Raw genomic sequence first — 12,848 nt, forward strand, 5'->3', positions numbered from 1 at the left:
AGAAGACCGAAGATGAGTGACCGTGACTACATAACCCAACGCCATGTCCATCTTACTTCCCCGGAAGAGCTCTTCAGGTATTACGCTCCCCACCGGGTGGAAGGATACTGTCGAGAGTGTCCCTTGTACGGACGGTTCTGGTCCTGCCCGCCGCACCCCTTCTCGGGAAGGGCCTACCTGAGCCCCTTTTCACAGGCTCTTTTACTGGCAGAGCGGATCACCCGCAACCCTGCTGTTCCGGCAACACGCACTCTGGAGGAAATCTTTCAGGAAGCGCGTCGCCTCCTGGGAGAGGAACTGCGGATCTTCGTCGAAGGAAAAGAAAACCTGGAGGTTCTCATTGCCGGGAACTGCTACCACTGCCCGCGGTGTAGCCGCGAAGAGGGTCAGCCCTGCCGGTTTCCCGAAAAAAGAAGATACTCCCTTGAATCGCTGGGGTTTCTCGTTTCCGACATGATTCAGGAGAAGCTGGCCCTTCCTCTGGAATGGCCCTCCCAAGGCCAGGAACCGGCCGCTCTTGTCGCCGTGGCACTTGTGGTGGCAAAGGATGGCGAGGTTTTACGAGAGCTTCTGTGAATTGCCGCACGCCCAGGGGGTGTCAGCCAGGACCACCCGGTCCCGGCCGGATTTTTTCGCCTCATAGAGGGCCTCGTCAGCCAATGACAAGACCACATCCAGCCCGGGGCAGTCCTGAGCCGGATCACCCGGGATGACTGCAACGCCCACGCTACAGGTTATCCTGCGGCCAATTGAGGATATCTGGAGTTCGCGCACCTTCTGGCGAACCCGCTCTGCTGCAGCACGACAGGCCTCTTCTCCGGCGCCGGGGAGAAGAGCCGAAAACTCTTCTCCACCGTAACGACCTATCAAATCGTCATCCCTGAGGCAGGATTTGATCGCTCCAGCCACCTCCCGAAGCGCCTGATCGCCAGCCAGATGCCCCCAGGTATCGTTGATTTCCTTGAAGAAATCCAGATCTATCAGAAGGCAACTCAGAGTCTGACCACGTCGCCAGGACTCATCCAGCATGATCTGCGCTTCAAGAAAGAAGGCATGGCGGTTTGCAAGGCCGCTTAACTGATCGGTCGTTGCCAGAACGCTCATGCCTTCATAGAGCCGGCCATTATTGAGCGCCAGGGCAAGGAAATCGGCAATCCCCAGGGCTTTTCGTATCTCGGCCTCGGAGAAGATCTCACCGTCCCTTCGGCTGAGGGCGCATACCCCCTCCAGGCCACCCCGGATCACCAGCGGAACGGCAAGCCAGGAGCGTGACTCGGTCTCTGTATCCCGAAACTGTTCCGGCAGGGCCGATCGCAGGCATCGCAGGAGCGCGTCGTAACCGGCACCCCGCTCAAAGAACGCTAACGGAAGAAGCGTTGTTTCCCGATCGACCAGGGCACTCAACTCCCGTCCTGACCGCTCAAAGACGATGGAATACTCCAGGGGGATAAGCCTTCGAAGCTGGTGAGCCACCCGCAAGACCATTTCCCGCTTGTCCAGGCTGGCCGCGATGATTGCTCCGGCATAGCGCAAAGACTCCGCCTCGGAAGCACGCTCTTCTGCAAGGGCCCGGGCCTCCTCAGCTTCCCGTTGCAGTTCTTTTAGATAGGTTACATCCTGGACATGGCCTACATAAAGGATCTCTCCTGCGGGGAAGTCGCCATCAAGCATGGCCGAGGCGACACACCACCGCCACTCTCCCCGGGCGGAGCGTACCCGACAGATCAGACGGCCATGATCGCGCTTGCCCGCCAGAAGATCAGCCTGAAGAAGTCGGGCCTCTTCCTGATCGTCGGGGTGAAGGCAATCTATCCAGGAGTCTCCCTGGAGATCTTCCTCGCCGTAGCCAAGATCTGCCCAGAAGCGGCTCACAAAGAGAGGAGTACCAGCCTGATTTTTTACAAAGAGCCCCATTCGGGCCAGAGTCGAGCGGGAAAGTGCCAGCGTGTCGGCCTGGTTTTCCCGAAAACCATTCATGATCTCACAATATAACACCCCTGACAGGAAAAACCACCCTGGAGCCTTATTGCACCGGAATGAATCCCACAAGTCCCCGCAGATCGTGATCGGTGAAACGAACTCCCGCTCCAAGGAAAAAATCCCGGTGATATACGTCCATGGCATCGTCCACCCCGCCAGTAAAATAGAGCCACTGCAGGGGATTGTTGCTTTCGGGATCATAGAACGGATAAAACTGCCCGAAGGCGCGTAAATAGATACCATCGTCGGCGCCAAAATCGAAGGCCTCGCCGCTGAGCATCACCCGTTTCACCGGCGATATATCGATTCCGATTCCGGGGGTGCTCTCCATTACCCCGGCGCGGATCGTCAGAGGCCCCCAGACCCGGGCCATCTGAAGGTTAAACTTCATCTCGTCTTCCTGTTTTACCGTGCGCGTTACCGTCTGTTCGGGGGATGTTCCGCCAGTTCCGGTGACATCGCGCTCAACGGTCTTCTCGGTTGTGACGGGAACAGGAGTATTGATCAGACCAAAGGTATAATAGCGGTCTCCCGTGCGGGGGACCAGCCGAAGATCAAAACGATCTTTGGTCTCCACCTGATCCATGAGCAACTCCGATCGGAAGTCAACCTGAACACCCATGCCCACGGTAGCGTCGAGGAACTCCTCGGCCTTTTCGGTAATTCGCACAGCCCGGGTATAGAGCTCGTCATCGTGAATGAGCTGACCCAGGTTGCCTTCGCCGTCGCGAACCACCCCGGTGATATGCGAGACGTTGTCAGCGCTTCCTTGCACAGAGGCGATGACGTCCCGAAGTGCCACCAGGTTTGCCTCAACCTCTTCGATGCTTCGAACAATGCCGCTTTCGTTTTCTCCCACCATCCGGTCCAGCCGCGCTGTGAGTTGCGCGGTAGACTCCAGGATCTGCTGCACCATCGCCAGTTTGTCGTCGGCCCCGGCATCAACCCGACCGGTCATGGACTGGATCGTGAGCAGGGTGTCGCGGGCGATGGTGAGGTTTTCCTGCAGTAGCATGCTCACGGAAAAGGCAGTTTCCCTGGCAACGGCTACGATATCGTTCAGAGCGTCCACGGTTTCCCCATCTTGCAAGAATGTGTGGAACTCGTCGACCAGACGGGTTGCACTGGTGGCGAGCTGGTTGGCGCTCTCCACGGCATCGGCCACGTTTGCCATCTGGCGCACGTGCTGAACCTGATGACCATCCTGCAAAAGAGCTCCCTGGCCGCTTCCGGCATTGATCGAGACCGTGGCTGTACCAAGAATGCTCTCGGTTGCTTTCGAGACCACAGCATCCTCGTACAACTGGACGCCCCGGCGTATCCGCAAGGCAAGGCGAGCCTGGTTACCGTCGAGCTCGATTGATGCAAGGCGTCCTACATCGACCCCGGCGAGGCGCACCACCGAGTCCACCAGAAGCCCGCTGGCGTCGTCCACATAGGCGTAGACGGTGTAGGTTTCGCCCAGGCCGATGGTGCTCGATGTTCGGAGCACGTAAAAAACGGTGGCTGTGGCGATAAGGGTGACAAAAAGGCCGATGCTCAGATATCTGGACATGGGGTGACCTCAACCTCCAGGGGTGTGGAAAAGGAATTATCGATAAACTTCTTTAGCACGGGGTGATCCGTGTTGACAAGGTCTGCGGGAACGCCTTGCTCCTGAATAACGCCGTCGTAGAGAAATCCTATGTAATCGGAGATGCGAAAGGTGGCCTGGATATCGTGGGTGATGAGGATGCAGGTGATCCCAAACTCCTGATTGACCCGCACAATAAGGTCGTTGATGCTCTCGGCAAGGACCGGATCAAGGCCGGTGGTGGGTTCATCAAAGAGAAGCACCGATGGTTGCAGCGCGAGTGTCCGGGCCAGCCCCACACGCTTGCGCATCCCCCCCGAAAGCTCCGACGGCAATTTTCGCTCTATCCCGGGCAACCCTATCCACTCGAGCTTCTCCTCCACGATAGTGCGTATCTTGCGCTTGTCCTTCATGCGGAGTGTTTCCACCAGGGGGAAGGCTATGTTGTCATAGACATTCATGGAATCGAAAAGGGCCGAATCCTGGAAAAGGTACCCGAAGTTTCGCCGGATCAAGCGTCTCCGCTCCGGCGGGGCTGCGGTGATCTCTTCACCTTCGTAGAAAATTTGTCCCCGGTCGGCGGTGAGCACTCCGATGATTGTCTTGATGAGGACGCTTTTGCCGGTTCCGCTCTGGCCGATGATCGCAGTGATCTTTCCCTTCGGGAAGGAGATGGTAGCGCCTTGCAAGACCTTGTTCTCGCCGAAACGCTTGTGCATGTCATGAACCGAGACGATCGTTCTATCCACTATTCTCATCCTATCCGATGATCCTACCCGATATGGGAAAAAGATACACGTCAGGAGGAAAAAATCAACCGCTCCTTTGCAGGGCTCTGCACGGCCTCTCCACGGGATTCATCGTTTCCCGCCAGTCCCACAGGCCAGCCAACACGCAAGGTGACAGGTTAATAGAGAAACTGGAGCATGAGATCGGCCATAATGTAATCGGCAATAAGAATACCCACCGACGAGGCCACCACCGCCCGGGTTGCAGACTCGCCCACCCCCTTGGAACCACCGGCGGAATAAAACCCGTAGTAGGCGCAGATCACGCTCATCATGAAGCCCATAACAGCGGCCTTAATGAGCCCCGAAATCACATCGATGGGATTTACCAGGGAGTACAGCTGTTCTACAAACCCCCCAGGATCAACTCCCAGCATTTCCACCGCCACAAGGTAGGCCCCCAGAATCCCCACGAGGTTCGCCAGTCCGGTAAGGATGGGAAAAACGATAACGCTGGCCACGAGCCGGGGAACCACCAGGTAGTGGATTGGATCCACCGACATGGTTTCCATAGCATCGATCTGTTCGGTCACGCGCATCGTTCCCAGCTCGGCGGTCATGGAAGAACCGTTCTTTGCAATAAGCATCAGGGTGGTCACAACCGGCGCCAGCTCCCTGGCCAGAGTAAGGCCCACAGCGGCCCCAACCATGGCCTCGGCCTGAAACATGGCCATTACCATGGTCATTTGCAAGGAAAAGATCATACCGATGGCAGCGCTTGAAAGTGCAATGATAGCTACAGAGCGAACCCCGATCCGCTCCATTTGCTCTGCGTAGAGACGCCACCGGACAGGAGGCATGAAAAGCCCCCGTAACGTGTGCCCCAGGAAAACATAGAAGCGGCCCAGCTCCTCCAGGTTCTGAACCACCCGTCTTCCCAGGTTTTCTATCGGGAGCAACACCAGGGGCGTGTTCTGCTCCCGGATATCCTCACGAGGGTCCTGCACCGGGCCTCCTGGTCACGTAAGGACCTCCGAGAGCTCAAGATCACCCATAAAGCTCAGGGCGCCGACGCAGTGTTCAAAGAGGCGCGCGCACTGCCGGGCATCGTCCCGGGCCCGGTGCGCTGTGTTCGCGGGGATACCAAGCATCTCCACCAGGTTTTGCAAGGCGTAGCTTTTCTTTCCGGGGAAGGCCCGCTTTGCCAGAACCTGGGTATCAATAATGAGGTTCGGCACCGTGGGCATCCCGGCCCGCTGCAGCTCCGCCCGGAGAAAGGCCGTATCAAACCCGGCATTGTGAGCAACAAGTATCGATTCCCCCACAAAATCCATGAACCGGGGCAGGATCACCGCTGCCAGGGGCTTGTCGGCCACCATGGCGTCGGTGATTCCACTTACCCGGGACGCCTCGGGATGGATCGCCATCTCCGGGTTGCAGAGTTCATTGAAATCAGCAATCTCCTTCCCTGGCATGAACCGCACCGCGCCAAACTCTACCACCCGGTCTACAGCGGGATACAGCCCCGTGGTCTCGAAATCGAAAGCCACGAAGGTACAGGAGGAAACGGAGAGGGTGGGATCTATTATCATCGGGAAGCCTCCTGGATGATGGCGAGAATATCCTCTTCTATTGCAGCGATGCGGCCACTTACAGCTTTCTGAAGAGCCGGAAGATCACGCGAGGGCTCACTGCAGGCGCTTATGTAGAACTTGATCTTGGGCTCTGTCCCCGAAGGGCGGGCGCTCACTCGTGTTCCATCGGCAAGGAAGAACTGGATCACGTTCGATGAACCCAGTCCCGGCCCGGCCTCACTGGACCCCCGGGCCGGATAGAAAATCTGATCGGTTTTGACGTCGTAGATCCGCTCTACCGCTGTGCCTCCCAGAGAAGCGGGCGGAGCCGTCCGGAGCTGTTGCATCAAACCGTCCATGGTGGCCTTTCCCGCCTGGCCTTCGAAATATTTCGAGATTGTCTGCTCTTCGTAATAACCGAAATTCTGCCAGATCTGGCGTAGCCGGTCCATCACGGAGATCCCCTGGTTTCGCCAGTGCAGGGCCATTTCCACGGTGAGCATCGTGGCCGTTATGGCATCCTTGTCGCGAACTTCCGTGCCGATCAGATAGCCATAGCTCTCTTCATCGCCCAGAACAAACTGGGGACCGGCGGGGTCTTTTTCAAGATCCCGCATGATCGATGCGATGTGCTTGAAGCCTGTGAGGGTCTCGTAGACCTGTGCCCCGTAATGCTCTGCCACGGCACGCTGCAGGGCCGTGGTGACGATGGTTGTCACGAAGACCGGCTCCTGGGGAAGCGTGCCCAGGGCCTGGCGCTGACCAAGAACATAATCGGCCAGAAGAACTCCCAACTGGTTGCCCGTAACGAGAGTCAGATCGTCGCCATCGGGGACAGCAATACCCAGGCGATCGGCGTCGGGATCGGTGCCAATCACGATATCGGCACTCTCCCGCCGACCCAGGGCAAGAGCCATCTCCAGCGCGCTTGCCTCTTCGGGATTTGGAAACGCCACGGTGGGGAACTCCGTGTCCGGGGCGCGTTGCTCGGGAACGGTAATGACCTGGACACCCAGCTCGCCCAGAACGCGCTCCACCAGGGGAGCACCCGTGCCATGGAGGGGCGTAAAAACAGCCTTCACCTCACCGCCTTTCTCGCGGAGTAGTTCGGGCTGCACCGACTGACGCTTTACCATAGCAACAAAGGCATCGTCTATGTCGGCACCGATATACTCCAGCAGCCCCTGGCGCAGGGCATCATCCTTCTCCAGGAGGCGAATCTCCCCGGGTTTTACAGCCATCACCTCCTGGATAATGTTTGTATCGTCCGGCGAGACCACCTGGGCGCCGTCGTCCCAGTAGACCTTGTAGCCGTTGTATTGAGGCGGGTTATGACTTGCCGTGACCATTATTCCCACCGACGCCTTATAGTAACGCACGGCAAAGGAGAGAAGCGGCGTGGGCCGCAGATCATCTACCAGATAGGCCTTGATGCCGTGAGCAGCAAACACCAGCGCTGCCGAGAGTGCAAACTCCCGGGAATAGCGGCGGTTATCGTGGGAAATAACAGCAGCCCGGGTTCCATCGTTGCGAAGGGAGCCCGCCTGGGCGGTATATCGGGCCAGACCCGTCGTTGCCCGGGCTATCACAAAGGGGTTCATCCGATTGAACCCTCCGCCAATCACACCGCGCAACCCTCCGGTGCCAAACTCAAGATCTGTATAGAAGCGGTCGGAGAGCTCCTCCCATTTTCCCGTTTCAAGGAGAACTTCTACTTCCCTGGCAAAGACGGCATCCTGCTCTGCATCAATGTAGGTCCGGGCCGCGGCTTTTATCTCGTTCTGCGTCATCACGTTTTCTCCCTTCTTCTTTCCTGAAGCCCCACGAACTCTCGAAGGCTCTCGACACTGTGGCAAATCTGAAGAGCCCCCGCTTGCCGAAGGGTCTTTTCATCGCGAAATCCCCAGGACACCCCTACAGGGACACATCCGGCGCTACGGGCAGTTTCCATGTCCACCTCGGAATCTCCCACAAACAGGCATTCCTCGGGTTGCACCTCCAGAGAGAGAAGAATCTCCCGGGTGCTCTGAGGATTCGGCTTGTGCGCCACGCCAGGCCGGTTGCCCAGAACACGACCGAACCAGTTTCTTCCAAGCGTTTGCTCCACAATAACCTGAACCAGGGGGTCGGGCTTGTTGGACAAGACAGCCATTTTTATTGTAGCGTCTCTCATGTCTCTGATCAATGCAGGCACACCGGGATACGGTGCGGTTTTGACCACGGGACGTCGCTGATACTCAGCCTCCACGGCCTGGGTCATCCGGTCAATCAGGGCATCATCGGCCCCTTCTTCCAGACTGCGGCGAACCAGTTCCCGCATGCCCCAGCCCACACGGCGACGGCATTGTTCAATCGAAAGCGGAGCGTACCCGTGATGAGCCAGGACTCGATTCAGGGCATCGGCGATATCAGCCAGGGAATCCAGAAGGGTTCCATCAAGATCAAAGATTACAGCTTTTTGGCCCATACCACAGGACGGTATCGGCGGGAGGCAGAAAGGTCAATGCGGTGCCCTCAAAACAACCTCGAGGAGAAGCCCTCTTTCACGGGTATTACCAGGATCTCTTTGGTGATCGCTGGCCTGCGCTCCAGCAGGCCCTGGAGGGAGAAGCTCTGCGAATTCCCGTGAACGATCCCCCCTATTACCTGGACCCTGCCTCGGCAGCGGTGGCCCGTCTTCTCCCGCTGGGACAAAGAAACCTTGATCTTTGCGCTGCTCCCGGGGGAAAAACCCTTGTTCTGGCAGGGCGGCTTGAAGAACAGGCCACACTGACAGCCAACGAGCGTTCCCAGGCCCGTCGGGATCGGCTCCGACGAGTTCTGAAAGAGCATCTGCCTCGGGACGTGCAGCAGCGTCTGCGCGTAACCAGCCACGACGCCCGGCGCTGGGGGCTCCACGAACCGGACCAATACGACGCAATCCTGGCCGACGTGCCCTGTTCATCGGAACGGCACGTCCTGGCGGACCCGACAGAACTTGCCCGCTGGAACCCTCGGCGCATAGACAGAATTGCCATCACCCAATTTGCCATCCTGGCAGCAGCGATCGACAGCGCCAAACCGGGAGGGTACGTCCTTTATGTTACCTGCGCGCTTGCAAACCGGGAGAATGACCTCCTTCTGGAACGAACTCTTGCCCGACGGGGCCATCGGGTGGAAGTCTTGCCGCTTGATCCGGAATCGCTGGCCAGGGAAGGGATCAGAGGTGCCGAGAAGACCACCTGGGGGCTACACATCCTGCCGGACCGCTGCAACGGGGCAGGCCCGCTTTACTGCTCGTTGCTACGGCGTCGCCAACCATCCTCGGCAGACGTGCCGGAATAGATCACAAGCCGCTTGTCGGCTGTAAAAAAGGTGCGATACCCTGCATCGGTAACCACATAGACCGTTATGGCCACCGAGGCCAGGATCCCCAGCATTATTGCGATCTGGTACCGGATTGCCTGGGCAGGAGCACTCCCCGAGAGGATCTGCCCCGTCATCATGCCGGGAAGAAAAACAATACCCATGCCAACCATGGAGTTTATGGTGGGAACCAGGGCGGCTCCAAAGGCTTCCCGGGCATAGCGCTGACCGGCAGCACCCGGTGAGGCGCCCAGCATGAGGGCTCCCTCGATTCGTTCCGCGTTGGAGCTGATTCCTGTCACCAGGCGTTCGACCCCCAAGGTGATCCCGGTCATGGCGTTTCCCACAAGCATCCCTGCAATCGGAATGAAATAGCGCGGTGCGTACCAGGGATCAACCCCAAGGATGAGGACCATGAAAAATATCACCACCGTGACCGTTCCGGCACAGAGCCCCGCCGTGATGACCCGGCGCAGTTCGGGAGAGAGCGGCACTCCCACCCGGGAAAAGATATTTCCGACGGCAAAGCCCTCCATTATCAGAAAGACCAGAAGGGTAAACACCCAGGAGGGCTTCGCGAAGAGCATCTCCAGAATGTACCCGGCCGCAACGAGTTGCACAGTCATCCGAAGGGTGGCCAGGAATATCTCCACCCTTCGGCTCCGGTGCCCCAGACGCCCCGCCAGAACAAGAACGCCCAGAACCAGCACGTACGAAAGAGCAAGACGAGGCAGGGATATCTCGGCAGCTCCCGTCATGATACCACCCCCTGGCGAAAGATTCGGGTCTGGACCACTCCAAGACTGGAAAGATCCCGGGCGTGAGTTGCCAGGATCACCGTCTTTCCCGAGGCAGCCCACTGGCTCAAGATGGAAAAGATTACCTCCTCCGTCGACGAATCCAGCCCTGCCGAGGGCTCGTCCAGAAGGACCGCAGAAGCATCCATAAGAGCAATCCGTGCCAAGGCGAGACGCTGTTGCTCTCCTCCCGAAAATCTGCGCGGGTCATCGGTCAAACTTTTCTCCAGGTTCACCGCTTTCAGAGCCCTCTTCAGAGTCCCATCATCGGGCAGGGGACGATCGGCCAGCAAACACCCTGCCAGAAGTTCGTCGCGCAGACGCTCCGTAAAAAGCACGGGACGCTGGGCAAGCATCACTACCTCCCGGCGCAGTTGTACCGGATCCCTTTCTTTCAGAGGGCGTCCCTTGTAGGAAATTTCCCCTTCCTCCACAGGTGTCATTCGATTCAGAAGGCGCAAGAAGGTCGTTTTTCCACACCCGCTGGGCCCCTGAAGCACTGTAATGCTTTCGCAGGGGATGCTCATCGGTTCCACCGAGAAAAGATCACGAACCAGGACCCCCTGGAGACGAAAAAGGTCCTGTTGTGACTCCGAAGAATATTTCATGGATAAATACAATACGAAGCCTGTCAGAAACTGTCCAGAAGCTCCTCGTATAACCATAATTACCCCCAGCCGGACAACAATAATTGAGGAAGTGGAATAAAAAATTTTCCCCTCCCCCTACCCACAGCGAAGACGCTTCGCTACACTGGCGCTCCCGATGGATCACCTATTAGAACGACTGAACCCACAACAGCGCGATGCTGTACTCACCATAGATGGCCCTCTGCTGATCATTGCAGGTGCGGGGAGCGGGAAGACCGGCGTTATCACCACACGCATCTCCTATATGCTTTCCCAGGGAATTCCGCCTGAATCGATTCTGGCCATGACCTTTACCAACAAGGCCGCCGGCGAGATGAAGGAGCGTATAAAAGAACTCCTGGGAGGGAACGGAGGGAAAACAGCCGCAGCTCTCACAATCAGCACCTTTCACGCCTTCGGACTGGCCGTTCTTCGACGTTACGGCCGACTCCTGGGATACCGCCCCAACTTCACCGTCTACGACACAGGGGACCAGGTAGCGCTTCTGAAAGAGGCAGCCCGGGAACTCCGGATAGATCCGGAAGAGCTGGAAATATACAATCTGCTGCAACTCTTCTCCGGAGTAAAGACTGAACGCATAACCTGGCAGGATGAACGCTGGTACGCCATGCTGAACCCCTCAAGTTCAGAGAAAGAAGAAAAGTCCGCCGGAGTCCGGGGAATATCAACCTTTCAGGATCTGTACCGCAGCTACCAGGAACACCTGATTACCTTTAATGCCGTGGACTTCGATGACCTGATCATGCAGCCCCTGACCCTCTTCCGGGAGCATCCCAAGGTACGCGGCCACTATGCCGATCTCTATCGGTACGTTCTGGTGGACGAGTTTCAGGATACCAGCACCCCCCAGTATAATCTGCTCTACCAGATTGCCCAGGAGTGGAAGAACGTCTGTGTTGTGGGTGACGACGATCAGTCGATCTATAGCTGGCGCGGGGCAGACTATTCGAACATAGAGCGCTTCGAGAAGGACTTTCCCCAGGTTCGGGAGATCAAACTCGAGCGTAATTACCGGTCCACGGGGGGAATCCTCTCGGCAGCCAACGCCGTGATCGCCAATAACACAAACCGCAAGGAAAAAGCTCTCTGGACCCAGATAGACGGCGGAAATCCCCTGGAGCTCTCGTTCCCCGACGATGACGGCGCCGAAGCATCGTTCATCGCCGAAAAGATCAAGCTTGCAGCCTATCAGGAGAGCCTTGCCTACGATTCCTTCGGAATTCTCATCCGTACCAACAGCCAGGCCCGGGTGATCGAGGAAGCCCTCCTGGAGGCTGACATTCCCTACCGCATGTCCGGCGGTCAGAGCTTCTTCCAGCGCAAGGAGATCAAGGACATCGCGGGATATCTGAGAATCGTCCTGAACCCCGACGACGATGTGAGTCTCCTGCGCACGATCAACACACCCCGCCGGGGAATCGGCCGGCGCACTGTGGAAGCCCTCCACCAGATCGCCGACGAGCGCAAAATATCGCTCTATTCGGCGATTACCCTGGCGGTCCACAACGAGGCAGAGCACACGATAGGAAAAGGCCCCCTGGGTGCCCTTCAGGAGTATCTGGAACTTATTGAAAGCTACCAGGAACGGTTTTCCGAAAGCAAACACCTGGCAGCAACGACAGAACGCCTGGCCACGGAGGTTGATTACTGGGGCTACCTGGTACAGGAGTTTCAGAAGAGCGAACGGGCAGCCAAGGCCAAGTGGAAAAATATCGGGTTTTTTATTCGGTCCATCGATCGCTACGAGCAGAACCCCGACGTGCTGGAACCCACCCTCCAGGGATACCTGAACAGGATCAGTCTGCAGACCCGGGACGAACTTTCGCCCGAGGAAGCAGCCGGGAAGGTGAACCTCATGACGATCCACGCCGCGAAGGGGCTTGAGTTCGATGTGGTCTTTCTGGCAGGAGTGGAAGAGGGAATTATTCCTCACCAGCGGGCCGTAGAAGAAAGCGAAGGGAACCTGGAGGAGGAGCGCAGGCTCTTTTACGTGGCGATCACCCGGGCCCGTCAACAGCTCTATATGACCAGTTGTCGTCGGCGCCAGGTCCAGGGCGAGATGATCGAGGCCCTGCCGTCGCCCTTTATCGAGGAGATCCCGGCAGAATTAATGATAAAAACTGTGGCCGACCCGGCCGCAGGAATGGAAATACCCGAAGACCCCTTTGCGGCCCTGAAAGCCCAGTTCGGGGCCTGAATGC

General features: G+C 57.8%; 12 protein-coding genes. 3 read left to right on the forward strand and 9 right to left on the reverse strand.

Features of this window, described 5'->3' with window-relative positions; genetic code table 11:
- Window positions 1–12: 12 nt before the first annotated feature.
- Entirely contained in the window at window positions 13–576 is a 564-nt protein-coding gene (locus BW950_RS08080) for a DUF2284 domain-containing protein (RefSeq protein ID WP_076488787.1), read from the forward strand.
- On the opposite strand, the gene BW950_RS08085 is transcribed toward BW950_RS08080, so the two are convergent.
- From BW950_RS08085 to BW950_RS08115, 7 genes are all read right to left on the reverse strand, one after another.
- Entirely contained in the window at window positions 559–1,977 is a 1,419-nt protein-coding gene (locus tag BW950_RS08085; RefSeq protein ID WP_076488788.1) for a GGDEF domain-containing protein, read from the reverse strand. The genes BW950_RS08080 and BW950_RS08085 overlap by 18 nt on opposite strands.
- 46 nt (window positions 1,978–2,023) lie before the next feature.
- Window positions 2,024–3,535 carry an MlaD family protein gene (locus tag BW950_RS08090; protein ID WP_076488789.1) on the reverse strand — a complete coding sequence of 504 codons (1,512 nt, stop codon included), beginning with the start codon at window positions 3,533–3,535 and terminating at the stop codon, window positions 2,024–2,026.
- Entirely contained in the window at window positions 3,520–4,311 is a 792-nt protein-coding gene (locus BW950_RS08095) for an ABC transporter ATP-binding protein (protein WP_076488790.1), read from the reverse strand. Before BW950_RS08095 ends, BW950_RS08090 begins: the two co-directional genes overlap by 16 nt.
- A gap of 149 nt (window positions 4,312–4,460) precedes the next feature.
- Window positions 4,461–5,288: an MlaE family ABC transporter permease gene (locus tag BW950_RS08100; protein ID WP_234969062.1), complete on the reverse strand. Its 828-nt coding sequence runs from the start codon at window positions 5,286–5,288 to the stop codon at window positions 4,461–4,463.
- A 12-nt stretch (window positions 5,289–5,300) separates the two neighbouring features.
- Window positions 5,301–5,873, reverse strand: a complete 573-nt coding sequence (locus tag BW950_RS08105; protein ID WP_076488791.1) for a 3'-5' exonuclease — start codon at window positions 5,871–5,873, stop codon at window positions 5,301–5,303.
- Window positions 5,870–7,645, reverse strand: a complete 1,776-nt coding sequence (locus tag BW950_RS08110; RefSeq protein WP_076488792.1) for a phospho-sugar mutase — start codon at window positions 7,643–7,645, stop codon at window positions 5,870–5,872. The genes BW950_RS08105 and BW950_RS08110 overlap by 4 nt, the downstream gene beginning before the upstream one ends.
- On the reverse strand, window positions 7,645–8,322 hold the full coding sequence (locus tag BW950_RS08115; RefSeq protein WP_076488793.1) for an HAD family hydrolase: 678 nt from the start codon (window positions 8,320–8,322) through the stop codon (window positions 7,645–7,647). The genes BW950_RS08110 and BW950_RS08115 overlap by 1 nt, the downstream gene beginning before the upstream one ends.
- Before the next feature lie 41 nt (window positions 8,323–8,363).
- On the opposite strand from BW950_RS08115, the gene BW950_RS08120 reads away from it, so the two are divergent.
- Entirely contained in the window at window positions 8,364–9,179 is an 816-nt protein-coding gene (locus tag BW950_RS08120) for an RsmB/NOP family class I SAM-dependent RNA methyltransferase (protein WP_076488794.1), read from the forward strand.
- Here the strand turns inward: BW950_RS08120 and BW950_RS08125 are convergent.
- The gene (locus tag BW950_RS08125; RefSeq protein WP_076488795.1) at window positions 9,125–9,958 is read right to left on the reverse strand and encodes an ABC transporter permease; all 834 of its coding nucleotides are present in this window, start codon (window positions 9,956–9,958) and stop codon (window positions 9,125–9,127) included. The two genes, BW950_RS08120 and BW950_RS08125, sit on opposite strands and share 55 nt — an antisense overlap.
- Window positions 9,955–10,605, reverse strand: coding sequence for an ABC transporter ATP-binding protein (locus tag BW950_RS08130; RefSeq protein ID WP_076488852.1), 651 nt, complete (start codon window positions 10,603–10,605; stop codon window positions 9,955–9,957). The genes BW950_RS08125 and BW950_RS08130 overlap by 4 nt, the downstream gene beginning before the upstream one ends.
- A gap of 157 nt (window positions 10,606–10,762) precedes the next feature.
- Between BW950_RS08130 and BW950_RS08135 the strand changes: the two genes are divergently transcribed.
- Window positions 10,763–12,844: an ATP-dependent helicase gene (locus BW950_RS08135; protein WP_076488796.1), complete on the forward strand. Its 2,082-nt coding sequence runs from the start codon at window positions 10,763–10,765 to the stop codon at window positions 12,842–12,844.
- The last annotated feature ends 4 nt before the right edge of the window (window positions 12,845–12,848 follow it).

This window comes from Alkalispirochaeta americana (assembly GCF_900156105.1).
Classification (GTDB): domain Bacteria; phylum Spirochaetota; class Spirochaetia; order DSM-27196; family Alkalispirochaetaceae; genus Alkalispirochaeta; species Alkalispirochaeta americana.

Bases quoted from the DNA above. Each gene is read 5' to 3' on its own strand.
- BW950_RS08080 (WP_076488787.1), top strand. From the start codon at position 13: ATGAGTGACCGTGACTACATAACCCAACGCCATGTCCATCTTACTTCC.
- BW950_RS08090 (WP_076488789.1), bottom strand. From the start codon at position 3,535: ATGTCCAGATATCTGAGCATCGGCCTTTTTGTCACCCTTATCGCCACA.
- BW950_RS08095 (WP_076488790.1), bottom strand. From the start codon at position 4,311: ATGAGAATAGTGGATAGAACGATCGTCTCGGTTCATGACATGCACAAG.
- BW950_RS08125 (WP_076488795.1), bottom strand. From the start codon at position 9,958: ATGACGGGAGCTGCCGAGATATCCCTGCCTCGTCTTGCTCTTTCGTAC.
- BW950_RS08115 (WP_076488793.1), bottom strand. From the start codon at position 8,322: ATGGGCCAAAAAGCTGTAATCTTTGATCTTGATGGAACCCTTCTGGAT.
- BW950_RS08085 (WP_076488788.1), bottom strand. From the start codon at position 1,977: ATGAATGGTTTTCGGGAAAACCAGGCCGACACGCTGGCACTTTCCCGC.
- BW950_RS08110 (WP_076488792.1), bottom strand. From the start codon at position 7,645: ATGACGCAGAACGAGATAAAAGCCGCGGCCCGGACCTACATTGATGCA.
- BW950_RS08135 (WP_076488796.1), top strand. From the start codon at position 10,763: ATGGATCACCTATTAGAACGACTGAACCCACAACAGCGCGATGCTGTA.
- BW950_RS08130 (WP_076488852.1), bottom strand. From the start codon at position 10,605: ATGAAATATTCTTCGGAGTCACAACAGGACCTTTTTCGTCTCCAGGGG.
- BW950_RS08105 (WP_076488791.1), bottom strand. From the start codon at position 5,873: ATGATAATAGATCCCACCCTCTCCGTTTCCTCCTGTACCTTCGTGGCT.